Below are 25,115 nucleotides of genomic sequence, written 5' to 3'. Positions count from 1 at the left end.
TAAACTGGTCAGCTATGTCTGATGGCCCCCTGATCGTCCAGAGCGATCGCACAGTGCTCCTCGAAGTCGCCCATGCCGACGCCGAGAGCGCCCGGCACGAACTCGCGATCTTCGCCGAGCTGGAGCGTGCTCCCGAGCACATCCACACCTACCGGATCACCCGGCTCGGCCTGTGGAACGCCCGCGCCGCGGGCCACACCGCCGAAGACATGCTGGAGACGCTCGACCGCTGGTCGCGCTTCCCCGTGCCGCCGTCGGTCGCGGTGGATCTCCGCGAGACCGTCAACCGCTACGGGCGGCTGGTGATCGAGCGCGATGACGAGGGCACCCTCATCCTGCGCTCGTCCGACGCGGCCGTTCTGACCCAGGTGGCGAACAACAAGCGCATCCAGCCCCTGCTGATCGGGCACCCGAACCCCGAGACGTTCGTCGTCGACGCGTGGGCGCGCGGTCAGATCAAGCAGGAGCTGCTGAAGATCGGCTGGCCCGCCGAGGACCTCGCCGGCTACACCCCCGGCACGCCGCACGAGATCGACCTCGCCGAAGACGGCTGGCACATCCGTCCGTACCAGCAGGATGCCGTCGACGCGTTCTCGAAGGACGGCTCGGGCGTCGTGGTGCTCCCCTGTGGCGCGGGCAAGACGATCGTCGGCGCCGGAGCCATGGCCGCCACGAAGACCACGACGCTGATCCTCGTGACGAACACCGTCTCGGCCCGGCAGTGGCGCGACGAGCTGCTCAAGCGCACGAGCCTGACCCCCGAGGAGATCGGCGAGTACTCCGGGCAGGCCAAGGAGGTCAAGCCGGTCACGATCGCGACCTACCAGATCCTCACGGCGAAGAGGAAGGGCGAGTACGCCCACCTGGCGCTCCTCGACGCCCTCGACTGGGGCCTCATCGTGTACGACGAGGTGCACCTGCTGCCCGCTCCCGTGTTCAAGCTGACCGCCGATCTGCAGGCTCGTCGCCGCATCGGGCTGACCGCGACGCTCGTGCGCGAGGACGGCCGCGAGGGCGACGTTTTCAGCCTGATCGGTCCCAAGCGGTTCGACGCCCCGTGGAAGCAGATCGAGGCGCAGGGGTTCATCTCCCCGGCCGCCTGCTACGAGGTGCGCGTCGACCTGCCGCCGAGCGACCGGCTCGAGTACGCGGCGGCCACGGACGACGAGCGCTATCGCCTCGCGGCATCCGCTCCGGCCAAGGTCCAGGCGGTGCGCGAGCTGATCGCGAAGCACCCGGGCGAGCGCATCCTCGTGATCGGGCAGTACCTCGACCAGCTCGAGTCGCTCTCCGCGGCGCTGGACGCGCCTCAGATCACCGGCGCGACGCCCGTGGACGAGCGCGAAGAGCTCTACCGCGCCTTCCGCGAGGGCGACATCTCGCTGCTCGTCGTCTCGAAGGTGGCGAACTTCTCGATCGACCTGCCCGAGGCATCCGTCGCCATCCAGGTATCGGGATCCTTCGGCTCGCGTCAGGAGGAGGCCCAGCGCCTCGGTCGCCTGCTGCGCCCGAAGCAGTCGGGGCATACCGCGAGCTTCTACACTCTCGTCGCCCGCGACACGATCGATCAGGATTACGCCCAGAACCGGCAGCGCTTCCTCGCCGAGCAGGGCTACAGCTACACGATCATGGACGCCGACGCGATCGCTGCCTGACTCACCGAGGCCTGCGGCGGTTCAGCCGTGGAGCACGGCGTCCAGTCGGTGGGTGCCGTTCGCGCCGGCCGACGGCGTGATCGGCGCCGGAGCGGTCCGCACCAGCCCGCGCCGGCGCGCCCCCCGATCGGCGAGCAGCGCGTAGACCACCATCGCGGCCGTGGAGCCGAGCAGGTCGATCGGGGTGCCCGACGTGGCGTTGGCATCGACCATGCCCACGGAGCCGAACAGGAAGATGAGCACGTTGTTCACGATGTGCAGGGAGATCGCCGCCTCGAGACCGCCCGTCCGCCAGGTCAGCCAGGCGGCGACGATCGCGAAGACCCCCACGCTCGCGGCGCCCCACACGTCATATCCGTGGCCGAGGATGAACAGCGGGACCGGCAGCAGGATCGCGAAGGCCGGATGCCGCAGCCACCCGCCGACGAGCTGCATCAGATAGCCGCGGAACACGTACTCCTCGGCTGCCGCCTGGAACGGGATCAGCAGCAGGACGAGCAGCACCATGATCCAGAGGTTCGGGTGCGAGAAGTCCGGGGCGATGTCCGTCCCGGTCGCGGCCGATGCCCCGAGGGATACGGCGAAGTACACCGCGAAGACGGCCAGCGCGAGCAGCAGGCTCTTCCCGAGCCAGCCGACGCGCAGCCGTCCTTCGACGGAGGAGAGCAGACCCGTGCCCGGCCCTTCGACGATGCGCGACGCCAGCAGCAGCGCGGGGATCATCAGGATGAGAGGAAGGACGAGCGCGACGAGGAGCCAGGGCCGGTCGAGGTCGAAGAACTCCATGGTCCCCAGCAGGATCTGCAGCTCCGCGCCCCATTCCGGGATCAGCGCCGAGGCGATCCCGACGGGCACCATCACCAGGAGCAGGATCGCCGCGTAGAACGTGATGCCGAGCAGCCCGGTCAGCAGCATCCGCCACCAGCGATACCTCGGGCGCAACCGGGCGAGCCGGTGGAAGGCGATCCGATCAGCGGATGCGGGGGCGGGGGCGGCGATGTCGTCCTCGGTCGAGCTCATGTCTCGATCCTTCCAAGGACGCCTGTGGATCGCATCCGACCGCGGGATGATCATCGCTGTGAGAGGGCGACTCCGCGCCGTTCCGGACAATAGTCAGCATCCCCATGGCCGAAGTCACCATAATGGGGACATGACTGATGCGCGCATCCTGGTCGTCGATGACGAACCCAACATCCGCGACCTGCTCTCCACAGGTCTCAGCTTCGCCGGGTTCCAGGTGAAGACGGTGGCCAACGGCGCCGCCACGATCTCGGCCGTCCTCGAAGAGGAGCCCGACCTGATCATCCTCGACGTCATGCTTCCCGACATGAACGGGTTCAGCGTGACCAAGCGCCTCCGCGGCGCCGGATTCACGGCACCCATCCTGTTCCTCACGGCGAAGGACGGCACCGAGGACAAGATCGAGGGACTCAATGCCGGCGGCGACGACTACGTCACCAAGCCCTTCAGCCTCGACGAGATCGTCGCACGCGCCCAGGCGATCCTCCGCCGCACGATGCAGGCCGACGAGGAGTCGATCATCCGCGCCGGCGAGCTGTCGATGGACCAGGACACGCACGACGTCCACGTCGGCAAGGAGGCGATCGAGCTCAGCCCGACCGAGTTCAAGCTGCTGCGCTACCTGATGCTCAACCCGAACCGCGTGCTGTCGAAGGCGCAGATCCTCGACCACGTCTGGGAGTACGACTTCAACGGCGATGCCGGCATCGTGGAGAGCTACATCTCGTACCTCCGCCGCAAGATCGACCCGCACACCGAGGAGTCGCTGATCCAGACCAAGCGCGGCTTCGGCTACATGCTCAAGGTCGGCAAGACGGTCTGACGACCCCAGAATCCTCGACGCCGTTCGCCGGCGCAGACGCCGGACACGGGAGGACCGCATGGCGCACAAGCCCGATGCGGTCACCGGCTGGTGGCGGCGGACGAGCCTCAGGGCGAAGGTCACCGGCGTCACGGTCGCCGTTCTCGCGCTCGGTCTGCTCGTCGCCGGCATAGGCACGGTCCCGATCCTGCGCTCCGCGCTCGTCGGCAACATCGACGCCCAGCTGCCCGCGCTCGTCTCCAGCGACCTCGCGGAGCGCTACTTCGACATGACGACGGTCGAGAGCGAGACCATCTACACTCCGCGCGACCAACAGCCTCGTGACTTCGCCTTCGCGATCTACGACGGCGCCGGCGTGCTGCAGGCCTCGACCGCCATCTCCGAAGAAGGGCCGGTGTTCCCGGAGACCTATTCGGTCCAGCAGGCGCAGTTGGAAGCCGACTCCGTCTTCGATCTGCCCGGCGCCGACGGTTCGGTGTACCGCGCGTCCGTCGCCACGGTCACCGGAGACGGCGGCGTGCTGCGCACGCAGCTGGTCGCGATGCCCCTCGCCGAGGTCGACCGCATCATCAGCCAGTACTTCGGCATCTACATCACGATCGCACTGATCACGATCCTCATCGCGGCGCTCCTCACGCGCGGACTCGTCACCCTCACGTTCCGCCGCCTCGGCCAGGTCGAGGCCACCGCGATGTCGCTCGCCGCCGGGGACTTCCGCCAGCGGCTCACCGATCTGGAGCCGACCACCGAGGTCGGCCGCCTGAACAGCGCGATCAACACGATGCTGGACCGCGTCGACCGCTCTCTCGCCCAGCGGGATCGCACGGTGCAGCACATGCGCCGGTTCATCGGCGACGCCAGTCATGAGCTGCGCACTCCGCTCGTGAGCGTCCGCGGCTACGCAGAGCTCTACCGGATGGGAGCGATCCAGGGCGAGGAGGACACCGCGCGCGCCATGGAGCGCATCGAGAAAGAGGCGATCCGCATGGGAGTCCTCGTCGAGGATCTGCTCGCCCTCGCCCGTCTCGACGAGGAGCGCGAACCGGCGATCGAACCGCTGGATCTGCGTCCGATCGCCCGCGACGCGGCTCTCGACGTCCGAGCGGCGGCCCCGGGTCGCACCGTGACCGTCATCGACCGCACCGTCGAGGTGATGGCGCCCACGACCCCCCGGATCGTGCCGGAACCCGAGCCGCAGACGGCTTCCACCCCCGCGCACGGCCCCCGCGGCCTCTCGCGCGGCGCGCTCGCGAGGCTGCGCCGTCGACCGCGCCCGGTGGAGCAGCCGCCCACCATCGACTTCTCCGAGGTCCCCGACATCCCCGTGCGCACCCCTCCGATCGTGCTCGGCGAAGACAACAAGGTGCGTCAGGTCGTCACCAACCTCCTCGGCAACGCTCGCCGCTTCTCCCCCGAGGACGGCCCGATCGAGATCGTCGTCGACTCCGATCGGGTCCGCGGCACGGGGAGCATCGCCGTCGTCGATCACGGCGAAGGCATCCCGCCGCAGATCCGCGAGCAGATCTTCGAGCGCTTCTGGCGTGCCGACACGTCGCGCGCCCGGGAGACCGGCGGATCGGGGCTCGGGCTGGCGATCGTGGCATCGATCGTGAAGGCGCTGCATGGCTCTGTCGACGTGTCGGAGACCCCCGGAGGCGGCGCGACGTTCACCGTGACGCTCCCCCTCGCCCCGTCACGGGCGACGCCGGCGCACCTTCTCGAAGACACGCAGCCGCTCGACCGCCTGGAGCTGTAGCAGCCCTGCACCGGCGCCGCCGTCGCCCGCTTGTGCACAACTGGCGGCGGATGACGCGCGGATCGAGGATTCCGCGTCGCACTCGCGCCTAACGTCGGAGCTCCAACGAGAAGGAGTTCCCATGTCTGTCTTCACCGTCGACACCGATGCCGTCGAGTCCGCGCATGCGGCGACCAGAGCAACGATCGAACGCCTCCGGAGCGAGTCCACGACCCTGATGGCGCAGCTGCGGCAGCTGCAGTCGTCCTGGATGGGCAACGCGTCGAACGCGTTCCAAGGGTGCGCCGAGCAATGGCAGAGCACGCAGCTGCAGGTGGAGCAGGTGCTCGACTCGATCGGCACCTCGCTCGGCTCCGCGGCGGTGCAGTACGCCGATGCCGATCAGTATTCGGCGAGCCTGTTCCGCTGAGACCGCCCCTCACCAAGAGGCGGCGACGCAGAACGCCCCCGGCCGGAGCCGGGGGCGTTCTGTCATGCGGGGTGGATCAGAAGTCCATGCCACCCGACGGGTCGCCCATCGGCGCCGCAGCCTTCTCGGGCTTGTCGGCGACGACGACCTCGGTCGTGAGGAACAGACCGGCGATCGATGCCGCGTTCTGCAGAGCCGAACGCGTCACCTTGGCCGGGTCGATGATGCCCTGAGCGAAGAGGTCGCCGTACTCGCCGGTCGCGGCGTTGAGACCGTGTCCGGTCGGGAGACCTGCGACCGTGTTCGCGACGACGCCCGGCTCGAGGCCGGCGTTCAGCGCGATCTGCTTGAGCGGAGCCTCGATCGCGACGCGCACGATGTTGGCACCCGTCGCCTCGTCACCCGTGAGGGTGAGCGTGGCGAGAGCCTTGGTGCCGGCCTGGATCAGCGCGACGCCACCGCCGGGGACGATGCCCTCTTCGACGGCTGCCTTCGCGTTGCGGACGGCGTCCTCGATGCGGTGCTTGCGCTCCTTGAGCTCGACCTCGGTCGCGGCACCCGCCTTGATGACGGCGACGCCACCGGCGAGCTTGGCCAGACGCTCCTGCAGCTTCTCACGGTCGTAGTCGCTGTCGGTGTTGTCGATCTCGCGACGGATCTGCGTGACGCGACCCTCGATCTGATCGGCCTCGCCGGCGCCCTCGACGATCGTGGTCTCGTCCTTGGTGACGATGACCTTGCGCGCACGACCGAGCAGGTCGAGCGTGGCGTTCTCGAGCTTCAGGCCGACCTCTTCGGTGATGACCTGACCACCGGTGAGGATCGCGATGTCCTGCAGCTGCGCCTTGCGACGGTCGCCGAAGCCGGGAGCCTTGACGGCGACCGACTTGAAGATGCCCTTGAGCTTGTTGAGCACGAGAGTCGCGAGAGCCTCGCCCTCGACGTCCTCGGCGATGATGACGAGCTCCTTGCCGTCCTGGATCACCTTGTCGACGATGGGCAGAAGGTCCTTGATGTTCGAGATCTTCTGGTTCGCGATCAGGATGTACGCGTCCTCGAACACGGCCTCCTGGCGGTCGGGGTCCGTGACGAAGTACGGGTTCAGGTAGCCCTTGTCGAAGCGCATGCCCTCGGTGAGCTCGAGCTCGGTGCCGAAGGTCTGGGACTCCTCGACGGTGACCACACCCTCCTTGCCGACCTTGTCGATCGCCTCGGCGATGAGCTCGCCGATGGCCGGGTCAGCGGCGGAGATGGATGCCGTGGCGGCGATCTGCTCCTTCGACTCGATCTCCTTGGCGCTGGAGAGCAGCTCCTCGGTGATGGCCGCGACGGCCTTCTCGATGCCGCGCTTCAGCGAGATCGGGTCGGCGCCGGCTGCGACGTTGCGCAGGCCTTCGCGGACGAGCGCCTGAGCCAGGACCGTGGCGGTCGTGGTGCCGTCACCGGCGACGTCGTCGGTCTTCTTGGCGACCTCCTTGACGAGCTCCGCACCGATCTTCTCGTACGGGTCGTCGAGCTCGATCTCCTTGGCGATGGAGACACCGTCGTTCGTGATCGTGGGGGCGCCCCACTTCTTCTCGAGGACGACGTTGCGGCCACGCGGGCCGAGGGTCACCTTGACCGCGTCGGCGAGGATGTTAAGGCCGCGCTCGAGGCCGCGGCGGGCCTCCTCATCGAAAGCAATGATCTTTGCCATGAGTTTTTTCGTCCCTCCTGGACGTAGACGTTGGGTTTAGCACTCAGAGTGAGAGAGTGCTAACGCCATTCTGGCACTCGACCCCTTCGAGTGCAAGCCGCCGGGCGAGGGGCGTCCCCCGATGTCAGGAGGCGGGAGTCTCGGCGGGTGTCTCGGGCACCGTGGTCGCACGATCGAGGCCGACGACGACCGTCAGCTGCTTCGAGCCGGTGTCGTTCAGCGCCGCGTAGAAGTCGCTCTGCTGCACGTCGGCTCCGCCGATCACGCCCGCCAGTCCGATCGCCGCGAGCTCGTCCTCGTCGGCGACGTAGTACACGGTGGTGGTCGCGAAGTCCTGGCTCGCGCTGTCGCTCGCGTAGACGCTTCCCGCGGCCCAGCCGTTGTTGATCAGGTCCTCGCGGATCAGCGTGTCGAGACCTTCCTCAGGCGTCGCGTTGAGGATCATCACCGAGATGGTGGTGTCGACGACGCCGGTCTCCTCGGGAGTCGGCACGGAGGTCGGTGCGGCCTCGGGGAAGAGGGAGATGCGTCCCATGACCACGAGCGAGCCGAAGATCCCGGCGATGATGAGCACGAGGGCCGCGACGAACGACCACAGCAGCACGACCCAGCCGTTCATGCCGGGTACTTCCGCCCGGTGCGCCCCTACGCGTCCTGAGGAACGGGGGACGTCATCGAAGCGATCGCGACTGGGCTTGGACACCCCTCGATGCTAGCGGCACGTTCCTGTCAATCCCTTCCGCGGCACGGACAAGGACGGGTCGGGGTCCGGATCAGCCCACGAAGCCCGGGGTGCGGGCGGTGCGACGGGCGGCACGCGTGTCCCGCAGCCGACGCAGCCTGCGCACCAGCATCGGGTCGTACTCCAGGGCGACGTCGGACTCGATCAGACGCCCCAGCAGCTGGTAGTAGCGCGCCGCGCTCATCCCCAGCTGCGCCCGGATGATCTCCTCCTTCGCGCCGCCGTGACGCGGCCACGACGACTCCAGGGCGAGGATCGCGCGATCGCGCTCCGTGAGGTCTCCGAGCATGGCTCCAGATTATGACTCGTCCGCCGCGATGCCTGCGCGCCACTCCCACCATCGCCCGAGCGGATCCGCGGACGCGCGGACGCACCCGTCGAGGGCGACGACGAACCCCGGCCAGTCCGCGGCGTCGACGGGAGGCTCCCACACGTCCAGCAGACCCGGCGGGTCGATCGTGATCCAGCGGGCGGGCAGCCGGGTGAGGCGCGCGACCAGCGCGATCCGCTCCGCTCGGGGGATGTGGACGAGCACCCCGGGCGTCGTGACGACGAGGGTCGCGTCGGCGGGAGCGTCGGCGGCGAGCGCATCGATCGTCGCCAGCGCATCCCCCGCGACGAGGTGCGGCGGTTCGGACGCCGCGATATCGAGCGCGGCGTCGATGCGCTCCTCGCGTCCGCTCTCGCCCGGCCAGACGAGGGCCTTCAGCCAGCGCCGGTCCCCCGGGTCGGCGGCGTCGAGGGGCGCGAGGTCGATGCCAGCGCGCCACACGACATCCGGCATCCGCAGCGGTGGGAGCTCACCGGAGACGCGACTCTCCAGCACCACCGCCGAGACACCGTCGCGCGGATCGAGCGCCGCCCGCACTCCGCCGTCCTCATCCACGAAGCGGTACGAGTACCGGTCGGGGTACAGGCACAGCCCTGCGGAGGCGCCGATCTCGAGCAGGGCGATCGGCCCCTCGATCTCGGACAGCGCCGGCAGGAGGGCAGCGAGTCGCAGCGGCTCGTTGGTCTGGAGCTGCCGGACCGTGCACTCGGCTACGAGCGCGTCGGCGTTCTCCCGCACGAAGCGCCGCCATGTCGGATAGCCGCCGACCTCGGCGCCCAGCAGTCGCGAGACCGCGAACACCAGAGGCGGCTGCCTCCGGGTCTCCGGGATGCGCGCGAGGATCCGCTGCACCTCCGGATCGTCTGCGACCCCGGCGGCCCACGCCCCGTACACGGCACTGCGACCGGGAGCCTCATCCCGGGCGAACCGCGCATAGCGCTGCTGGACAGCATCCGTCATCCGTCCATTCTGACTCGGCGCGCCCGAAGCACCGCGCGAACGTGGAGAATGGAAGGGACTCAGGAGGACACATGTCGTACAGCGTGGACAAGACCGAAGACGAGTGGCGCCGCGAACTCGGCGACGAGCAGTACGCCGTGCTGCGCCAGGCGGCGACCGAGCGCGCCTGGACGGGCGAACTCCTCGACGAGAGCCGGTCCGGCCTCTACACCTGCGGCGCCTGCGACGCCGAGCTCTTCAAGAGCGGCACCAAGTTCGACTCCGGCTGCGGCTGGCCGAGCTTCTACGAGTCGATCCGCCCCGAGGCGGTCGAGCTCATCGAGGACTCGAGCCTGGGCATGGTGCGCACCGAGGTGCGGTGCGCGAACTGCGGCTCGCACCTGGGGCACGTCTTCCCCGACGGGTTCGGCACGCCGACCGGCGACCGCTACTGCATGAACTCGATCGCGATGAACTTCACGCCCGACGAGTCGTGAGCGCGCTCGAGGCCGTTCGCGCACGTCAGTCCTGGTCGAGGGTCGAAGACTCCGCGCCGACGCGCGAGGAGCTGCTCACCTTCGTGGCGGCGGCCGGCCGCGTCGCCGATCATTCCTCGCTGCGTCCGTGGCGGTTGATCGAGCTGCGCGGAGCGGACCGCGAGGTGCTGGGCGCGGCGATCGCCAAGGCACAGGGCGACAAGTCGCCCTCCACGAAGCCGCTCCGCGCGCCGCTGCTCATCGCCGTGGTCGCCAGCTACCGCAAGAGCGACAAGGTGCCGCACTGGGAGCAGGAAGCCGTCGCGTCCGGTGTCGCGCACACTCTGAGTCTGCTGCTCGACGAGGCCGGCTGGGGCGTCATCTGGCGCACCGGGCACTACACGCGCACGAAGCCGGTGGCGAAGGCGCACGGGCTCGACAAGAACGAGGAGCTGCTGGGCTGGCTCTATGTGGGCCGCAAGCCCGCGGGGCGCAAGCCCGGTCGACGCAAGGCGGTCGACGCGCGCAAGCTCGTCACCCGGATGCCGAAGAAGAAGGCGAAGAAGAAGTAGCGCGCCGGCGCCGAGGGCGGATCCGCGCGACGCCGACGGACGCCACGGCGATGACGACCATCGTGATGATCTGCCAGAGGGCGGGTCCGGCGGCGGTCGGCCAGAGGAGATCGATCACGACCGACGTCGTGAGCTGGCCGAGCACCGAGCCCAGTCCCATCAGGAGCACCCCGGTGTGCGCGACGATGAAGGCTCCCAGCAGGATGTAAGCGGCGCCGAGGAACCCGCCGAGGTAGAGCCACGGCTCGGCCGGCGGCGCATCGGGCCGGCCGCGGACCGCGATGCTCGCTCCGGCTGCGGCCGCCAGCACGATCGTGCCGGCGATGAAGCTCATCAGCGTCGCGGCGATCGGCGACGTGACCCGCTGCGCGAGCCGGCCGTTGGTGGCCGCCTGCCAGGCGATGCCGATACCGGTGGCGAACGGCAGCACCAGCATCCACAGCGGAACCGTGGCGAGCACGTCTCCTGCCAGCGAGATCGCGACCGCGGCGAGCGCGAGGACTCCCCCGGCGACGCGTCCGGGGGTGACGGCGACGACACCGGCGGGACCGAACCCGATCCGGTCGAGCACGAGTCCGTTCAGTGTCTGCCCGGCGACGACGCCGACGGTGAACAGCGAGACGCCCAATATGCCGGCGGTCAGCCCCTGGGTGGAGACCGTGAGGGCTCCGCAGGCGCCGCCGAGCAGCATCCAGAAGGGGATCGTCCGATGCCGGATGCCACGGCCGAGGCGCGCGACCCCGCGTCGCGCCGAGGGGACGCAGGCGATCACCACGATGAGGGCGAGCAGGCCGACGGAGAAGGAGATGAATCCGGCGACGATGCCATCGTCGACCTTCACGCCGAGGACCCCGTTGACCCGGGCCTGGATCGCGGTCATCACACCGATGGCGACCGCCCCGCCGAGGGCCAGAGGCACAGGGATCCGGCGGGTTTCGGGCACTTCTCGACCCTACCCGAGCAGGGGCTCCTCCTCCGCCGGACGGATGTCTGCGGCCGGGGCTACGCTGGCGGCATGTGCGCGAGTTATGGTCTGGATCCGCGGTTCACCGACGTCGAGCTCCTCGCTGCGGCCGACGATGCCGTCCTCGAAGGTCTGCGCGTCTGGGCCGAGGAGAACGCCGGCGAGACCGTTCGTCCCACCGGCAAGAACCTCCGCAACCTCAATCCGATCGTCGTGCAGCCCGAGACGGCTCCGACTCTCGAGCCGGCATGGTGGGGATTCCTCGTCAACGGCGAGCCCGCGAAGTTCCCGTCCATCAACACGCGATCCGAGCGGCTGCAGGACCGCCCGGGCGGCGCGAAGAGTCGCGCGATCGTGCCCGCGACGAGCTGGTACGAGATGCAGAAGCCGTCGCGGCAATGGAACGAGTTCCTCGTCGACGACGGTGCACTGTTCGGCATGGCGGCGGTCACCCAGCGCGGGCGCACCGCCGACGGCGACTGGTTCACCTGCTATTCGATCGTGATGCGCCCGGCTCCCGAGCACCTCGTCGAACTGCATGACCGCATGCCGCTGCTCATCCCCGCTTCGCTGAGCCACGACTGGCTGACGGCGCCGCCCACCCGGGAGATCATCGACGAGGCCATCACCGCGTCCGACGAGATGGCGGCGCGCGTGCAGGCCCGCCCGCGCCCCTGAGCACCGACGTCCACCGCCGGGAGGACTCGCGTCGGCCGAGAACCGTACCCGGGGAGGACGCGGCGATCGTGGCCGGTCCGTAGCGTGGACAGCATGATCACAGCAGAAGGCCTCACGAAGAGGTTCGGAGACAAGACGGCCGTCGATGACGTGTCGTTCACCGTGCAACCGGGCAGCGTCACGGGCTTCCTCGGCCCCAACGGCGCCGGCAAGTCGACCACCATGCGCATGATCGTCGGACTCGACCGTCCGACGTCCGGTCGCGCAGCCGTCGCCGGTCGCGAGTACCGCAAGCTGCGGGCGCCGCTCACCGAAGTGGGAGTGCTGCTCGACGCGAAGGCCGTGCACACCGGACGGACCGCCCGCAATCACCTTCGCGCGATGGCTGCGACGCACGGCATCCCCGCATCCCGCGTCGACGAGGTCATCGACCTCGCCGGCATCGGCAGTGTGGCCCGCAAGCGCGCCGGCAAGTTCTCGCTCGGCATGGGCCAGCGTCTCGGCATCGCGTCGGCGCTGCTCGGCGACCCGCACACGCTGATCCTCGACGAGCCCGTCAACGGTCTCGACCCCGAGGGCGTCCGCTGGGTACGCCAGTTCGTGCGGCACGCGGCATCCGAAGGCCGCACGGTGCTGCTCTCGAGCCACCTGATGAGCGAGATGGCGCAGACCGCCGACCACGTCATCGTGATGGGCCGGGGCAAGGTGCTGGCGGATGCTCCGCTGGCCGAGCTCGTCCGCGCCTGGACCACCAACACCGTGCGGGTGCGCACGCCGCGCGCCGCAGACCTCGTCGCCGCCGTCGGCGGCCCCGACGTCGAGGTCGTGAGCTCGGCGCCCGATCTGCTCGACATCGTCGGACTCCCGGCATCGCGGATCGGCGATCTCGCCGCGGCCCGTGGCATCCCGCTGCACGAACTCACCCCGACGACCGGATCGCTGGAAGATGCGTATCTCGCCCTCACCGGCGAATCCGTCGAGTACCGGACCAAGGAGATCTCATGACCACCCAGGCGCCTGTTGCCGCTCCGCCCCGCGTGGACACCCGTCATCGGCTCACCTTCGTTCGCGCGCTGCGCGGCGAGTGGGTCAAGCTGGCCACGCTCCGCTCGACCTGGTGGTCGATCGGCATCACCGGCCTCCTCACCGTCGCCATCGCCGTCCTGATCGCACAGAACGTGATCGATCCGAGTTTCGACCCGATCCAGGCGGTGGTGTCGCCGATCCAGTTCACGATGCTGCTCGCGGGCATCCTCGGCGCGATCTCGGTCACCGGCGAGTACTCGACCGGCATGATCCGTTCGACGCTCACCGCGAACCCCGGTCGTGGCTCGGTCCTCGCAGCGAAGGCGGTCGTGCTCGCCGCGGTGATGTTCGTGGCGTCGCTGATCATCTTCGGCATCGCCGCCATCGCCGTCGGCGTGGTCGTCTCGGGCCGCGAACAGAGCATCGACTGGTCCGACCCCTCGGCGTCGTTCCTGCCGATCCTCGTCGCCTCCCTGGCGATGGCGGTCTTCACCGTCATCGGCGTCGCGTTCGGTTTCATCCTGCGCTCCGGCGCAGGCGCCATCGCCGCGACCGTCGGCCTGCTGTTCGTGCTCCCCATCGTGGCGAGCATCTTCGCCATCGCCGGTGACGCCGGACGCTGGCTGATGGACGCCGCGGCCTACCTTCCCGTGGCGGCGGCGCAGAGCGCGATCATCCCGGGCTCCGGGCTGGACGCCCCCGTCGCCTACCTCACGCTCGGATGCTGGGTCGCCGCAGGCCTGCTGTCAGCGTGGGCCGTGCTCCGCACCCGCGACGCGTAAAGTCGGCACGTGAGCAGAACGCGAAGCCGCAGCGACTCGATCCGCGAGGACGAGGAGCTGCGGCTTCCGCGCGCGCCGGGTCTGTTCCGACGCTTCTGGGCGCGGCATCCCGTCGTCACCGACGTGCTGATCACGGGGATCTGCCTCCTGCTGTCCGTGGGATCGGCGGGAGTCGTGAACGCCGCGACTCCCGAGCCCGACATGACCGAAGCACTGCGGCCGCTGCTGGTGGTGCTGGTCATCCTCGGCTGCGCGAGCCTCCTGATGCGCCGGCGCACCCCGATCGTGCCGTTCACCGCCGCGGTGCTGCTGGAACTGGTGTTCCTCATCACGATGCGCGACGGCGGCACACCGCTCATCCTGTTCGCCGCATATGCGCTCGCGGTCTACGGATCCACGCGCGCGGCATGGACGGGTTACGGCATCAGCGTGGGAGCGGTCGCCGTGATCGCGGTGCCGCTGCTCGTCGTCGGCGCCGTCACCCTGCAGACTGCCGGCAACGCCGTCCTCAACTGCGTGATCCTCGGACTCATCGGCACTCTCGTCGGCGTCAACGTCGGCGGACGCAAGCGCTACGTCGCCGCCATCATCGACCGTTCACGGCAGCTGCTCGTCGAACGGGACCAGCAGGCGCAGCTCGCAGCGGCCGCGGAACGCGCGCGCATCGCCCGTGAGATGCACGACATCGTGTCTCATTCCCTCACCGTGATCGTCGCGCTCTCCGAGGGAGCTGCGGCGACGCCGGATCGCGAGCAGGCCCGGGCGGCAGCCGCCTCTGCGGCGGAGACCGCTCGCGGCGCCCTGACCGAGATGCGTTCCATGCTCGGTGTGCTCCGCGATCACGACTCGCCACTGCCGCTGGCCCCGATGGAGCCGACGCCGCCGCACGACACGGTCGAGGCCGCCCAGCGCGCGGGCTTCCCCGCGACGCTCGCCGTCAGCGGGAGCGCTGACGTCTCCCCCGCGGTCGCCCATGCGATCGGACGCGTGGTCCAGGAGGGCGTCACGAACGCCATGCGTCATGCGCCGACGGCGACGATGATCGCTGTGCGCGTGGCGTACTCCCCCGAGACCGTGACGATAGAGGTCGTGAACGACGGGGTCTCGGGCCCGATCGGCACCGGCGGGTTCGGGGTACGCGGGCTCGCGGAGCGCGCCACGCATGTCAACGGGACGATCGAGTCGGCACCCGACGGCGGCGGGCGCTGGGTGCTGCGCGCCGAGTTCCCGTCATCGGGGACCTCGTCCCCCGCACCCTCGTCGTCCACGGAGGAGAACGCATGACAGACACGATCAAGGTCCTCCTGGTGGACGACCAGGAGCTGATCCGGGTCGGCTTCCGGATGGTCCTCGAGGCCGAGCCCGACATCACGGTCGTCGGCGAGGCGTCCGACGGTCGCGGTGCGATCGCGCAGACAGCGGTGCTCGCGCCCGACCTCGTGCTGATGGACATCCGGATGCCGGGGCTGGACGGCATCGCGGCGACCGAGGCGATCGTGCGCGAGCACCCGCAGACCCGCGTGCTCGTGCTCACCACGTTCGACCTCGACGAGTACGCCTTCGGGGCCATCCGCGCGGGGGCGAGCGGGTTCCTGCTGAAGGATGCGCAGCGCCACGAGATGATCTCCGCGGTGCGGGCGGTTCACCGCGGTGACGCGGCTCTCGCGCCCCGGATCACGAGGATGCTGCTCGAGCACGTCACGCCGCAGCTCGGCTCCGCGCGCGCACAGCCCGATCCGGCCGAGACCGCGAGACTCGCGGAGCTCACCGACCGCGAACAGGACGTCTTCCTCGCGATCGGGCGGGGTCTCACGAACTCCGAGATCGCGCAGTCGCTCTACGTCGGCGAGTCCACCGTGAAGACCCACGTCGGCCGTGTGCTGGCCAAGCTGGGCGCGCGCGATCGCATCCATGCCGTGATCCTCGCGCACCGCCTGGGCCTCGTCGGGGGCGCGGACGGCGAAGTGCCACCGCTCCCCCGAGACGGTCGTCAGGCCTGAGCCGGCGTCCACTCCGAGACGCCGTTGAGCTGTGCCACCTCGTCGTCGGTGAGCTCCAGGCGTGCGCCGGCCAGCAGGTCCGGCACCTGCTCGACCGTGCGGGCGCTCGCGATCGGAGCGGCCACGGTCGGCTGTGCGCGCAGCCAGGCGAGGGCGGTCGCCGCGATCGAGGTGTCGTGTGCCCGGCCGATCTCCTCGAGGGTGTCGATGATGCGCAATCCGGCGTCGGTCGCGTACTTCGCGGCGCCCTGGGCGCGCGGTGATGCCTGGCCCGCGGCATCCGTCGACCGGTATTTGCCCGTCAGGAAGCCGCTGGCGAGCGAATAATACGGAACCAGGCTGAGCCCGAATTCCTGCGCCACCGGGATGATGGTCTCCTCGACATCGTTGCGGTGCACGAGGTTGTAATGCGGCTGCACGGCGACCGGTCGCGCGACGCCGAGACGGTCGGCGATGCCGATCCACTCGCGGATGCGCTCGGCGGTGTAGTTCGAGACGGCGACGTTGCGGACGAGTCCGTCGGTGACGAGCCGGCCGAACGCGGCGACGGTCTCTTCGAGCGGGACCGAGGCGTCGTCGAAGTGCGCGTAGTAGAGGTCGATCGCGTCGACGCCCAGCCGGGCGAGAGACGCCTCGGCGGCCTTGCGGACGTTCGCCCCGGAGAGTCCGCTGAACTCGGGATGCTGGCTCACCTTGGTCGCGACGACCACGTCGGCAGGCTTCCGCGAGGCGAGCCACTCGCCCACGATCGTCTCGCTCTCGCCGCCGGAGTTGCCGGGAACCCAGGAGCTGTACGAGTCGGCCGTGTCGACGAAGTCGCCGCCGCCGGCGACGAAGGCGTCGAGCACGGCGAAGGAGCTGTCCCGGTCGGCCGTCCAGCCGAACACGTTGCCGCCGAGGGCGAGAGGGAAGACGTTGAGGTCACTGGTTCCGATACGAGTCATGCTCGGGACAACGGCGACGGGTGCCGAGCTATTTCCCTATGACGGCGTGTCAGCGGGATTCGTTCCCGGCGAGGCGACGGCCCCGCGCGTCGCGCTTGTCGTGCGCGGTGCCGACGACGATGCTGCGCACATACAGGACGTTCGTGATCACGTGGAGCACGACGCCGAGTCCGACGATCGCGAGGGCCACGATCCGCAGGACATCGCTGGCAGGAGCGAAGGTCTCCACGGCGAGCACCGCCGGGAGACCGAGCATGAGCAGACCGGTGCGGATGCGTCCGAGCCAGCGCACCGGAAAGAGCCCCGACTTGCCGATGACGATCGTCAAACCGAGGGCCACGTCTGCGAGCACGACCGCCACGGCCATCCAGATCGGCAGCAGGCCGGCGACGACCATGGCTCCGGCCACGACGATCTGGCTGATGCGGTCGGCGATCGGATCGAGGGCCTTGCCGATCTCGCTGACCTGGTTGAAACGGCGCGCCACCCAACCGTCCACCCAGTCCGTCGCACCGAGCACGATCAGCACGACGAGTGCCCAGAACGGCGAATCCCAGACGAGCAGGAGCACGACGAACAGCGGAGCGGCTACGACCAGTCTCAGGACCGTGATGGCGTTCGGAACGGTGAGCCATCTCTTGCTGTCGGGGCGCTCGCCCGGCGTGTTCAGCGCTCCGCTCATGACTCTCCTCCAGGTGTTCGTCGCCTGGATCCTATCCGGCGTTCGGCCGGGTCATGGGTATTTGCGCGGATGTGCGACGGATCGCCGAGAAGCTCCCGCACACAGACAGAGCCGACTACGGGACTCGAACTCTACTTCGAACCGCGAGACTACGCGGCTTCGGCGGAATTACGGGCACGATGACCCACCGACGACCACCGGTACCCACACTCAGACGTGGGCGACTGTGGGCAAACTGTGGGCAAACCGCGCAAATCGTGCGCGAGCGCGATCGGCTGCTCGCTCGCGCACTCGGCGCGCCGTGACAGGATCCGCGGCGATGCCTTCGGCTGACGACGCCGCGGATCCGAGCAAGACGAAGTAACGCGTTGGCGTGATCCCGAGCTGTCGGCGGATGCGCTCCTCTTTCGAGGGGCTGTGAGACGGATAGGTCGCTTCGAAGGCGAAGAGATCGGCAGGCGTCACAACTCCGATCCTCTTGAAAGCCACCGACATCTGACGCGCAGCTCAATCGGTCGACGCGTCTGCGATCCACTTTCTGACGGTGGCAGTGGAGAGCCTCCCAGCGTCGGCGATGACGCGAACGGATCCTCCACCGTCTGAGGCCGCGGCGAGGACAGCAGCCTTCATCTCGGCGTCGGATTGGCGGCGCGCTTCGGCCGCTCTTTCGAGACGTTCCCGATGCGCGTCGTCGAGTTCCTGTCGGGGGCGGGTCACCTTCATAGCGTATTCCCTCTTCCTTTTCGTAGCAGATCTGCTACGTTATATCGTAGCAACTCCGCTACGAAACCGGGCGGTTTCCAACGAAGGGACACACCATGCTCAAGGCACTCCTCGCACTCACCATCAGCCTCGGACTCGCCGCTGGCAGTACCGGCCTCGGAACGGCCGCCCGCTTCGCCGAGGTCCGCGCCGAATTCGAAGCCACCGAGACCGGAATCGAGGTCGCGCAGAACGCGCACCTGGCCGCGCCCGAGAACGAGCACTTCGAACACACCTACCTCGCGCTCGTCGAGCACTGCGGAAACCTCGCCGCGGCGTACAACGTCGGGTCGAAGCTCGCGCCGAGCGAACTCGCCAGCGCGAACCTTCCCGCCTCGCTCGACATCGCGGCGTGCAGCTGACGCGTCGTAGAATCTATGCCTCGGCCGGAGAAAGGATCCGGTCTTGGCTACCCGCGGACTCTCACCCGACGCTCGCCTCAGCGTCCACCTCGACGCGATCTGCTCGAGGAACCGGTACACCTCCGACCCGGCGCCCGTCATCGCCGAGCTCATCCAGACGGCCGGCGACCGGACCGACATACTCGCCGAGAGCGTCGGGACCTGGGTTGGCTACTTCGAGGACGACTACATCGGCACGTTGTGCGGTGCGCTCCGCGAACTTCCCGGGCTCGAGCCATGGATCGAACTTGGCCAGCACCGCCGAGCCATTCCTGACCATCGCACGCCTCCAATTGAGGGCCATGAGTCGGCGATGGGCTGGTCGACAGGCCTAGGCTGACGAGATGCTCATCGCCACGATCCGCCCCGCCGAGAAGCACACCGCCACCGCTGAGGGAACCGAGATCCCCGAGCTCCGCGCGAAGCTCATCGCCGAAGCGCCGGACGGGTGGGAGATGGTCTCCGCGCACGTCGAGATGAAGCCTGGCGGCATCCGGATCGTGACCGGCAAGTTCCAGCGACGGGACGAGCCACGCGAGATCGAAGCAGAAGACATGGCCGCGCTCGAAGCGAAGCTCCCTAACGGCTGGCAGATGCTCTCGGTGCGCACTGCGTGAACCCGACCTCATCCAATCGGTCCGCTGCGGTTATGATCTCCTCTATGCGCGGGAACATTCACGAGAAGCTCGGATATGGTGCGATCCCGCTGTTCCTGTTTCTCCTCTGCGCATTCTTCGGCCGCGACGTCTTTACCGTGATCACCGGTTACGTCGGCATCGCTGCTTGCCTTATCTACCTGGCCAGCGTCCTGTGGACGGCTCAGACCGCTCCCCGCGGCGAGCGCGACTGATGCGCACAGAGAAGCGCAAACGGCCGGCTGGCATCGTTGGCCCGGCCGTCCTGGCTGTTTTCGTCCACTCTGGCTCGCTGAAGTCGAACCCGTACCTCGAGTGGATACCGGGCGACCTCACCGTGATTCTCGGCGCGATCTTGATCGTGTTGCTCTTCGCCGAACTCATCCGCACCATGTACATCTCTCGTGCAATCTGGGTGCCGATGCTCATCGCAGCGACAATGCTCCTCGGCGTTGGTGCGATCCATCCCGGATATGGCTTCGACAAGCTGCTGTCGTTCTTCACGATCACGATCCTCGGCATCGTGGGCGCGGTCATCCTCCTTCGCGAAGACCGGCAGCGCCGTGCGTTCCTGGGAGCGCTGGCGGGGCTTGGCGTAGTTGTCGCATTGCTCGTCGTCGTCTCCCCCGAGCAGACCGCCGAGTGGAGCACGGTCGTCACCCTCGCAGGCACGAACACGATCTCAACCTCGCAGATGATCACCGCGGGCGCCGTCATTCTGGGCATGTACGCCATCACGGGCCGCACGTCCATGTTCCGCCGCGTCCTCGCCGTGCTCACCGCGCTTCTCATGTTTTTCGTCGCCCTCGACACCGGCTCGCGCGGCCCTGTCGTTGCCGTCGGGATCAGCATTGCGATCGCGTTGCTTCTCGCACCCGTGTTCAGCCGACGACGCGCTCGATCGATCATCGCACTCCTTCTCGTCGGCGGGATCGGCGCTTTCATCGCTGTGCAGCAGGGTGGCGAGGGACTCACCCGGGTGCTCGGGTTCCTTGCCGGCGATCAAGACACCTCAACCACGGCGCGCACCGTCCTTTGGTCAACCGCCTGGGAGCACATCATTCAACTGCCGTTCGGTGGCGGATGGGGATACTTCGGAACCATCCCCGGTCTTGGCGTCGTCGGCTCCCGCGGACAGGCCTACCCCCACAGCGTGCCGCTCGAAATCGCCCTCGAGGCCGGATGGATCACCGGGCTTTTCTTCGCGGGGCTCGTCGTGGCGAGCATTGTTCGACTGATCAGGCGCGCCGTTGATCCGACGTCGGTGATGTTTCTCGTGCTGCTGATCTTCACGATCGCGAACTCGATGCTGTCCGGTGACATCAACGACAACCGCCTGATGTGGGTGCTGATCGTGGTGGCATGGGTGATGCCAAGGCCGTCGCCTGGGGACGACGAAAAGACCCCCACCGAAGCTGGGGAGCTCGGTGGGGGTCGCACTCTTCGATCAGAACGTCAGGCCGGCATTCTTCAGAACGGTTCGAATCGCGTCGATCGCGACCTTCTCGGACGCGGCGTCCGCGCTCGGTGACGCGATAGCGGCGGCGCGTTCCACGGGAACCGCTCCGAAGACGGCCCATTTCAGCGCAGCACTTCCGACTACGGGCGTGGTAGCCAACGACCACTGGTTTGCGCCACCATCCGTCTGCGTCGATGAAGTACTACAGCGGATGCCCTCGTTGTTCACGCGCGTTGCCGTCTTCGCCCCTCGCACGATTGTCGTTCCGGTCACAGAGACCGTGTTGGGATTGGATCGGACATACACTGCGGCGCAGATGCCGGACGTGTTGGACCAGACGTCCTCCACAGTGTTGCCCGCGAGCGTCGTGCCCACGTTCCCGAGGATCAGGTGAATGCCAGCCACGGCGCACCGAATGAGCGAGTTGTTGGCGACGATCAAGCTAGTCGTGCGCTCGATGACGATGCCGCCCCAGTTGTTGCCCGGAGTCGAGGTGTCTCCTCCCGTGTCGACGATGCGGTTGGTCACGACCTCGCCCGTCGCCTGTTCGACCGCGGTGCCCGTGAACCACAGGCCCGCCGAGTTCGTGCCATCTCCCGCGCCCTGGATGATGTTGCTCTGGACCTTCACGTTCAGCGGCGCATACGTCGCCACTCCCGCGTTGTTGCTCGACGGTACGACCGCGATGCCGACGAGGCAGTTGCGGACGATATTCCCGATGAACTTCAGATCCTGACCAGCATGGGTGTCCAGGCCCTCCCAGAGGAGTACCCCGTCGATCGTGACGTTCGACACGGTGATGTCTCGCGATCGCGGGTACGTCGTGAGCTCGCCCGCATGGTTGGTGCGGCGGCTGATCGTGATGCCGTACGAGTTGAGAAGACCTGTCGGCTGGATGATGTTGGTCACCGTGCCGCCGTCGATAACTCCCGTGACGCAGGACGCCGTCGCGATACCGGCGTAGGCGATGGCCGAGATTGCTGGCTGGTCCACCCGGAAGTCGTTGCAGAATTCGAGGTAGATCCCGTACTCGCTGATCTCGGAGATGCGCGGCTTCATGATGCGCAGACGTCGAATCGGAACCGCCAGGGTCCCCACCGCGAGGATGCCCTTGCCGGATCCTGCAGTCGACCCACCCGTACCGACGATGACCGCGGATTCGATCGTCACGTCCGAAGCCGTGACGGTCATCGCAGCGATCGATGCGCTCGAGACCGTGATGCTCCCCGCGCGGGCGAAGCGAATCGTGCATGCCTTGTTGACGGTGAACGTCGCGGCGCGCGTCCATGCGGTTCGCACCTCGAGGGTCCCGCCGACCGCCACGGCCGCCAGCGCCAGTTCCAGAGACGCGTAGTCCGAGTCGATCACGAAGGCGTGACTGCCGATGACAGCCCTTACGGCCGCGTTCGTGTCGGAGTCAGAGGCGCCGAGGTACGTCGCCACCGCCTCGTCGTTCTCGACAGCGTTCACGCCGGGGAGTCCACGCGGGGTCTTGAAGTGGAACGCGCGGCCCTGGTCGGGACCGGTCATCTCCACCTCGGCAGGCTGGTCCGCTGGCAGTGTCTCGACGGTGACATCGATGATTCGCGCAGCAGGGCCGCGCAGGTTCGTCAGGGGCACGATATCGGCCATCAGGACACCATCCTCAGTTCCCCGATCAGGGGATCATCGAGGGGCATTTCCTGCCCCGCTGCGGGTGAGTACAGCCACCAGCCCCTGAACCCGGGCGGAGGCGTGTCGAGTGACACCAGGACCGCGTTCGGCGACAGCGGCACCCCAGGAAGGCCGGTCAGCGGGCCGTCATACTCCGATGGCACGAAGACACGCAGGCCTAGGACATCAAAGTGAGAGAACTGGCCACCCGCTTGCAGGTGCTCGATCTGCACCAAATACCAGACCGCCGGGATCACGCCGTCGGTCGGGGCCAGCGTGACGGTGCCGTTGTCGCCGACAAGTGTGGCGAGGACATCGGTCGACGCGAAGAGCCGGTCCCCCGCGATCCCCGGACCAGAGGGGACGAACTTCACCTTCGGAAACGTCGACGCCAGCGAAGCCAGCCCGAAGTCGGACAGCTTGAAGGTGATGGTGGGCATCAGTCCCCCTTGAGCTCGATCTGGCCCTCGACGGTCATGGGGTCGGCGATGACCATCTGGCCTGTCTCAGGGACTCGACCGTTGGCGTCCCGCCATGTGCCGTCCGCGTTCTCGGCGAGCACGATCACGGGGGCCGGGTTGTTCGGCAGAGTGGCGAGGATCAGCCGGAGCAGTGAGATGAACGCGGCGCCGAGCGATGCCTGCAGCACGACCGACCAGTCGACATCTGTCAGCAACACGGCGCCGGTGAGACCTGCTGCGAGGGACTGTCCGAAGGTCTTCGCGACGCGCTCGAGTGCAGCCAGCCACCACGGCAGGTCGACGCCTTCGGACTCCGGGAGCCCGAAGAGAGAGGTCGCGAAGGACAGGATCGCTCCGACTGCGGCCGCGGAGGCGACCATCAGCCACGGCACGTCGGCGAACTGCACGGCTGCGATGTACGGGATCGCGATGGCGATCGCGGTGTAGACGGCGCGCAGCACGGCGGCCTTCCACCAGGCGGGGCTTGTGAGCTTGCTCATGATGCGGGTTCTCCTTCAGGTGTGGGTTCGGGTGTGGGCTCGAGTACGAGGACGGTGCGGCAAGGGCCGGGGACGTCTCGGCTGGTGCCGTCGGTCATGGTGAACTCCCACGTGCCGTCGTCCAGGCACGTGATGCTGGCGATTCCGACGCCGGTGGCACCGACCGGTCCTGGCACTGTGGAGTCCGATCCTCGAGCGCCGTCGGTTCCGTTGATGCCGTTCGTGCCGTTGGTGCCGGGATCGCCCATGTCACCCTTGGGAGCGGTGCAGGTGCCAGCGGCGAAGCAGGCGCGGATGCCGTCGAGGACTTGCTCGCCGGTCGGTCCGGGCCCGCGCTCACCGCGGGCTCCGTCGTCCCCGTCGCGTCCGTTCTCCGGGATGAGTGTGCTGACCTGTGCGGGCGGCTCACCCTCGGGCTCGACTCCTTCGGCGAGCAGCTGCTCGTAGAGGCTCTGCGCGTTATCTTGGGACGCCTGCAGGTCCGCGTACATGTCCTGGTTCTCGGCCCGCAGCTGCGCGTTGTTGAGCGAGACGAGGACGATCGCGCCGACGATCATGAAGACGATCGCGCCGCCCATGATCTTGTAGCCGACGATCCAAGCCTTTTCGGAGATATTCACGGCGCACCTCCCACGAGCTGCTGCAGGCCGGATGTCACCGTGAAGGTGACGATTCCACCGATGATCGCCAGTACGGACCCGAAGGCCGCGAGACCGATCGAGAAGAACTGCTGGGCCTTCGCCTTGCGCTGTTCCTCGGCGATGCGACGGTTCTCCCGCTCGCTCTCGTCGATCTTCTCCTCGAGGGACCGGATGCGGGCATCCTGGCGGTCGTCGCGCTCCTTCTGATTCGACGTGACCTGTTGGAGCATGGCCGACGTGACCATCTCTCGCGCCAGGTTGTCGAGGCGACCGTTGGTCTCGGTCCGCATCTGGCTGAGGTCGGATCGGAGGATGTTGAACAGGGACGGGGGCAGCTCCTCAGCCATCAGCCGGCGAGACGCTTCGCGGCGTCGTCGTTCACGGCTTTCGCGATCGCCGAGTAGTCGAGGGACACGTCCGGCTTGCCGACCGCTTTCACAACAGCGTCCGCGATCGCCTTGACCTGCTCTGCGGTGATCGCTGGCTTCGCGGCTGCCAGCGCCGCGAGCTCCTGCGTGCGCATTTCGATGTCGAGCAGGCCGTACTCTCCGACTCGAGCGCCATCCTGGTTCCTCCACTTGAGTTCGGTCGCCCCTACGTTCTCGGGGCCGAACACTGCTGCCTTGAGGCCGCGGAGATCCTCGCGATCCTGGTCTGTGAACATGTCGTCCTCCTCGGGGACTGGGGTGTGGGAGCCGCCCGTGGGCGTGCCGGCGATGCGAGCGGCCGTGTAGGCCATGGGGTCAACGGATTTGCCGTTGATACGGATCTCGAAGTGGTCGCAGTTGCCCGACGCGTTGCCGGTCTTGCCCATACGTCCGAGAGCATGTGCTGGGTTCACCCAGTCGCCGCGGCTGACGGCGAAGCTCGCGAGATGCATGTGCACCTCGCTGACTCCGCTGCCGAGATCAATGACGACCGTGTTGCCGGCATTGTCGTTCATCCATCCGGCGAAGGTGACCTTGCCCGCGCCCGCGGCGCGGACAGTCGAGTAGCCGACGAAGTCGGTGCCGTAGTGGAAGCTGAACGCACCCACGTTGGGTCGCGGCCCGAACGCGCTGGATACGCTGGGGCGGGATGTGGTGCCGTTGGGCCAGAGCATCAGTGC

Annotated in this window: 31 protein-coding genes; 16 read left to right on the top strand and 15 right to left on the bottom strand. The window is 68.1% G+C overall.

The window, feature by feature from the left end; genetic code table 11:
• Positions 1 to 14: 14 nt before the first annotated feature.
• The gene (locus DW306_RS04170; RefSeq protein ID WP_136054389.1) at positions 15 to 1,655 is read left to right on the top strand and encodes a DNA repair helicase XPB; all 1,641 of its coding nucleotides are present in this window, start codon (positions 15 to 17) and stop codon (positions 1,653 to 1,655) included.
• Between the two features lie 21 nt (positions 1,656 to 1,676).
• Here DW306_RS04170 and DW306_RS04165 read toward each other — a convergent pair whose 3' ends face one another.
• Complete coding sequence (locus tag DW306_RS04165) at positions 1,677 to 2,675, bottom strand: type II CAAX endopeptidase family protein (protein ID WP_168429224.1); 999 nt, start codon at positions 2,673 to 2,675, stop codon at positions 1,677 to 1,679.
• A gap of 130 nt (positions 2,676 to 2,805) precedes the next feature.
• Between DW306_RS04165 and DW306_RS04160 the strand changes: the two genes are divergently transcribed.
• From DW306_RS04160 to DW306_RS04150, 3 genes are all read left to right on the top strand, one after another.
• A complete protein-coding gene (locus tag DW306_RS04160) occupies positions 2,806 to 3,498 on the top strand; it encodes a response regulator transcription factor (RefSeq protein WP_116635886.1) in 693 nt (230 codons plus the stop codon).
• A gap of 58 nt (positions 3,499 to 3,556) precedes the next feature.
• Complete coding sequence (locus DW306_RS04155) at positions 3,557 to 5,254, top strand: HAMP domain-containing sensor histidine kinase (protein WP_136054387.1); 1,698 nt, start codon at positions 3,557 to 3,559, stop codon at positions 5,252 to 5,254.
• A 121-nt stretch (positions 5,255 to 5,375) separates the two neighbouring features.
• A complete protein-coding gene (locus DW306_RS04150) occupies positions 5,376 to 5,663 on the top strand; it encodes a WXG100 family type VII secretion target (RefSeq protein ID WP_136054386.1) in 288 nt (95 codons plus the stop codon).
• Positions 5,664 to 5,739: 76 nt separating this feature from the next.
• Here the strand turns inward: DW306_RS04150 and groL are convergent, their stop codons facing one another.
• From groL to DW306_RS04130, 4 genes are all read right to left on the bottom strand, one after another.
• Entirely contained in the window at positions 5,740 to 7,359 is a 1,620-nt protein-coding gene (gene groL / locus DW306_RS04145) for a chaperonin GroEL (RefSeq protein WP_136054385.1), read from the bottom strand.
• A gap of 124 nt (positions 7,360 to 7,483) precedes the next feature.
• Positions 7,484 to 8,062 carry a LytR C-terminal domain-containing protein gene (locus DW306_RS04140; RefSeq protein WP_240747049.1) on the bottom strand — a complete coding sequence of 193 codons (579 nt, stop codon included), beginning with the start codon at positions 8,060 to 8,062 and terminating at the stop codon, positions 7,484 to 7,486.
• Positions 8,063 to 8,132: 70 nt separating this feature from the next.
• A complete protein-coding gene (locus DW306_RS04135) occupies positions 8,133 to 8,390 on the bottom strand; it encodes a DUF3263 domain-containing protein (protein WP_136054384.1) in 258 nt (85 codons plus the stop codon).
• A 9-nt stretch (positions 8,391 to 8,399) separates the two neighbouring features.
• The gene (locus DW306_RS04130) at positions 8,400 to 9,392 is read right to left on the bottom strand and encodes a DUF2332 domain-containing protein (protein WP_136054383.1); all 993 of its coding nucleotides are present in this window, start codon (positions 9,390 to 9,392) and stop codon (positions 8,400 to 8,402) included.
• Between the two features lie 71 nt (positions 9,393 to 9,463).
• Here DW306_RS04130 and msrB point away from each other — a divergent pair, with 71 nt between their 5' ends.
• Positions 9,464 to 9,868 (top strand): peptide-methionine (R)-S-oxide reductase MsrB, encoded by a 405-nt coding sequence (gene msrB, locus DW306_RS04125; RefSeq protein ID WP_136054382.1) that lies wholly within the window; start codon positions 9,464 to 9,466, stop codon positions 9,866 to 9,868.
• A complete protein-coding gene (locus tag DW306_RS04120; RefSeq protein ID WP_136054381.1) occupies positions 9,865 to 10,419 on the top strand; it encodes a nitroreductase family protein in 555 nt (184 codons plus the stop codon). Before msrB ends, DW306_RS04120 begins: the two co-directional genes overlap by 4 nt.
• Here DW306_RS04120 and DW306_RS04115 read toward each other — a convergent pair.
• Positions 10,382 to 11,332 carry a DMT family transporter gene (locus DW306_RS04115; RefSeq protein ID WP_136054421.1) on the bottom strand — a complete coding sequence of 317 codons (951 nt, stop codon included), beginning with the start codon at positions 11,330 to 11,332 and terminating at the stop codon, positions 10,382 to 10,384. The two genes, DW306_RS04120 and DW306_RS04115, sit on opposite strands and share 38 nt — an antisense overlap.
• A 102-nt stretch (positions 11,333 to 11,434) precedes the next feature.
• Here DW306_RS04115 and DW306_RS04110 point away from each other — a divergent pair, with 102 nt between their 5' ends.
• From DW306_RS04110 to DW306_RS04090, 5 genes are all read left to right on the top strand, one after another.
• Positions 11,435 to 12,061: an SOS response-associated peptidase family protein gene (locus DW306_RS04110; RefSeq protein WP_136054380.1), complete on the top strand. Its 627-nt coding sequence runs from the start codon at positions 11,435 to 11,437 to the stop codon at positions 12,059 to 12,061.
• Positions 12,062 to 12,154: 93 nt separating this feature from the next.
• On the top strand, positions 12,155 to 13,066 hold the full coding sequence (locus DW306_RS04105; RefSeq protein ID WP_136054379.1) for an ATP-binding cassette domain-containing protein: 912 nt from the start codon (positions 12,155 to 12,157) through the stop codon (positions 13,064 to 13,066).
• On the top strand, positions 13,063 to 13,869 hold the full coding sequence (locus DW306_RS04100; protein WP_136054378.1) for an ABC transporter permease subunit: 807 nt from the start codon (positions 13,063 to 13,065) through the stop codon (positions 13,867 to 13,869). The genes DW306_RS04105 and DW306_RS04100 overlap by 4 nt, the downstream gene beginning before the upstream one ends.
• A 9-nt stretch (positions 13,870 to 13,878) precedes the next feature.
• The gene (locus tag DW306_RS04095; RefSeq protein WP_136054377.1) at positions 13,879 to 15,153 is read left to right on the top strand and encodes a histidine kinase; all 1,275 of its coding nucleotides are present in this window, start codon (positions 13,879 to 13,881) and stop codon (positions 15,151 to 15,153) included.
• Positions 15,150 to 15,869 (top strand): response regulator transcription factor, encoded by a 720-nt coding sequence (locus tag DW306_RS04090; protein WP_136054376.1) that lies wholly within the window; start codon positions 15,150 to 15,152, stop codon positions 15,867 to 15,869. The genes DW306_RS04095 and DW306_RS04090 overlap by 4 nt, the downstream gene beginning before the upstream one ends.
• On the opposite strand, the gene DW306_RS04085 is transcribed toward DW306_RS04090, so the two are convergent.
• From DW306_RS04085 to DW306_RS04070, 3 genes are all read right to left on the bottom strand, one after another.
• The gene (locus DW306_RS04085; protein WP_136054375.1) at positions 15,860 to 16,813 is read right to left on the bottom strand and encodes an aldo/keto reductase; all 954 of its coding nucleotides are present in this window, start codon (positions 16,811 to 16,813) and stop codon (positions 15,860 to 15,862) included. The two genes, DW306_RS04090 and DW306_RS04085, sit on opposite strands and share 10 nt — an antisense overlap.
• Positions 16,814 to 16,862: 49 nt before the next feature.
• Positions 16,863 to 17,495, bottom strand: coding sequence for a CDP-alcohol phosphatidyltransferase family protein (locus DW306_RS04080; RefSeq protein WP_136054374.1), 633 nt, complete (start codon positions 17,493 to 17,495; stop codon positions 16,863 to 16,865).
• A gap of 507 nt (positions 17,496 to 18,002) precedes the next feature.
• Complete coding sequence (locus DW306_RS04070) at positions 18,003 to 18,218, bottom strand: hypothetical protein (RefSeq protein ID WP_136054372.1); 216 nt, start codon at positions 18,216 to 18,218, stop codon at positions 18,003 to 18,005.
• A gap of 95 nt (positions 18,219 to 18,313) precedes the next feature.
• On the opposite strand from DW306_RS04070, the gene DW306_RS04065 reads away from it, so the two are divergent.
• From DW306_RS04065 to DW306_RS04045, 5 genes are read left to right on the top strand one after another with little or no spacing between them, the layout of a single operon-like run.
• Complete coding sequence (locus DW306_RS04065; protein ID WP_136054371.1) at positions 18,314 to 18,619, top strand: hypothetical protein; 306 nt, start codon at positions 18,314 to 18,316, stop codon at positions 18,617 to 18,619.
• A gap of 43 nt (positions 18,620 to 18,662) precedes the next feature.
• Positions 18,663 to 18,998 carry a hypothetical protein gene (locus tag DW306_RS04060; protein WP_136054370.1) on the top strand — a complete coding sequence of 112 codons (336 nt, stop codon included), beginning with the start codon at positions 18,663 to 18,665 and terminating at the stop codon, positions 18,996 to 18,998.
• A gap of 4 nt (positions 18,999 to 19,002) precedes the next feature.
• Complete coding sequence (locus DW306_RS04055; RefSeq protein WP_136054369.1) at positions 19,003 to 19,275, top strand: hypothetical protein; 273 nt, start codon at positions 19,003 to 19,005, stop codon at positions 19,273 to 19,275.
• Positions 19,276 to 19,319: 44 nt separating this feature from the next.
• Positions 19,320 to 19,508, top strand: coding sequence for a hypothetical protein (locus DW306_RS04050; protein WP_136054368.1), 189 nt, complete (start codon positions 19,320 to 19,322; stop codon positions 19,506 to 19,508).
• Positions 19,508 to 20,824: an O-antigen ligase family protein gene (locus DW306_RS04045; protein ID WP_136054367.1), complete on the top strand. Its 1,317-nt coding sequence runs from the start codon at positions 19,508 to 19,510 to the stop codon at positions 20,822 to 20,824. The genes DW306_RS04050 and DW306_RS04045 overlap by 1 nt, the downstream gene beginning before the upstream one ends.
• Here the strand turns inward: DW306_RS04045 and DW306_RS04040 are convergent.
• The 6 genes from DW306_RS04040 to DW306_RS04015 are packed head-to-tail and all read right to left on the bottom strand — an operon-like array spanning position 20,741 to position 25,109.
• Positions 20,741 to 22,384 carry a hypothetical protein gene (locus DW306_RS04040; protein WP_136054366.1) on the bottom strand — a complete coding sequence of 548 codons (1,644 nt, stop codon included), beginning with the start codon at positions 22,382 to 22,384 and terminating at the stop codon, positions 20,741 to 20,743. The genes DW306_RS04045 and DW306_RS04040 overlap by 84 nt on opposite strands.
• A complete protein-coding gene (locus DW306_RS04035) occupies positions 22,384 to 22,845 on the bottom strand; it encodes a hypothetical protein (RefSeq protein WP_136054365.1) in 462 nt (153 codons plus the stop codon). The genes DW306_RS04040 and DW306_RS04035 overlap by 1 nt, the downstream gene beginning before the upstream one ends.
• On the bottom strand, positions 22,845 to 23,366 hold the full coding sequence (locus DW306_RS04030) for a holin (protein WP_136054364.1): 522 nt from the start codon (positions 23,364 to 23,366) through the stop codon (positions 22,845 to 22,847). Before DW306_RS04030 ends, DW306_RS04035 begins: the two co-directional genes overlap by 1 nt.
• Positions 23,363 to 23,986 carry a hypothetical protein gene (locus DW306_RS04025; RefSeq protein ID WP_136054363.1) on the bottom strand — a complete coding sequence of 208 codons (624 nt, stop codon included), beginning with the start codon at positions 23,984 to 23,986 and terminating at the stop codon, positions 23,363 to 23,365. The genes DW306_RS04030 and DW306_RS04025 overlap by 4 nt, the downstream gene beginning before the upstream one ends.
• Positions 23,983 to 24,354 carry a hypothetical protein gene (locus tag DW306_RS04020; RefSeq protein ID WP_136054362.1) on the bottom strand — a complete coding sequence of 124 codons (372 nt, stop codon included), beginning with the start codon at positions 24,352 to 24,354 and terminating at the stop codon, positions 23,983 to 23,985. Before DW306_RS04020 ends, DW306_RS04025 begins: the two co-directional genes overlap by 4 nt.
• A complete protein-coding gene (locus tag DW306_RS04015) occupies positions 24,354 to 25,109 on the bottom strand; it encodes a M23 family metallopeptidase (protein WP_136054361.1) in 756 nt (251 codons plus the stop codon). The genes DW306_RS04020 and DW306_RS04015 overlap by 1 nt, the downstream gene beginning before the upstream one ends.
• Positions 25,110 to 25,115: the final 6 nt, after the last annotated feature.

The sequence above is a fragment of the Microbacterium sp. K24 genome (genome assembly GCF_004794465.1).
Lineage (GTDB): Bacteria > Actinomycetota > Actinomycetes > Actinomycetales > Microbacteriaceae > Microbacterium.
The sequence above is the reverse complement of the archived record's forward strand: the minus strand, read 5'-3'. Positions and strand labels throughout refer to the sequence as shown.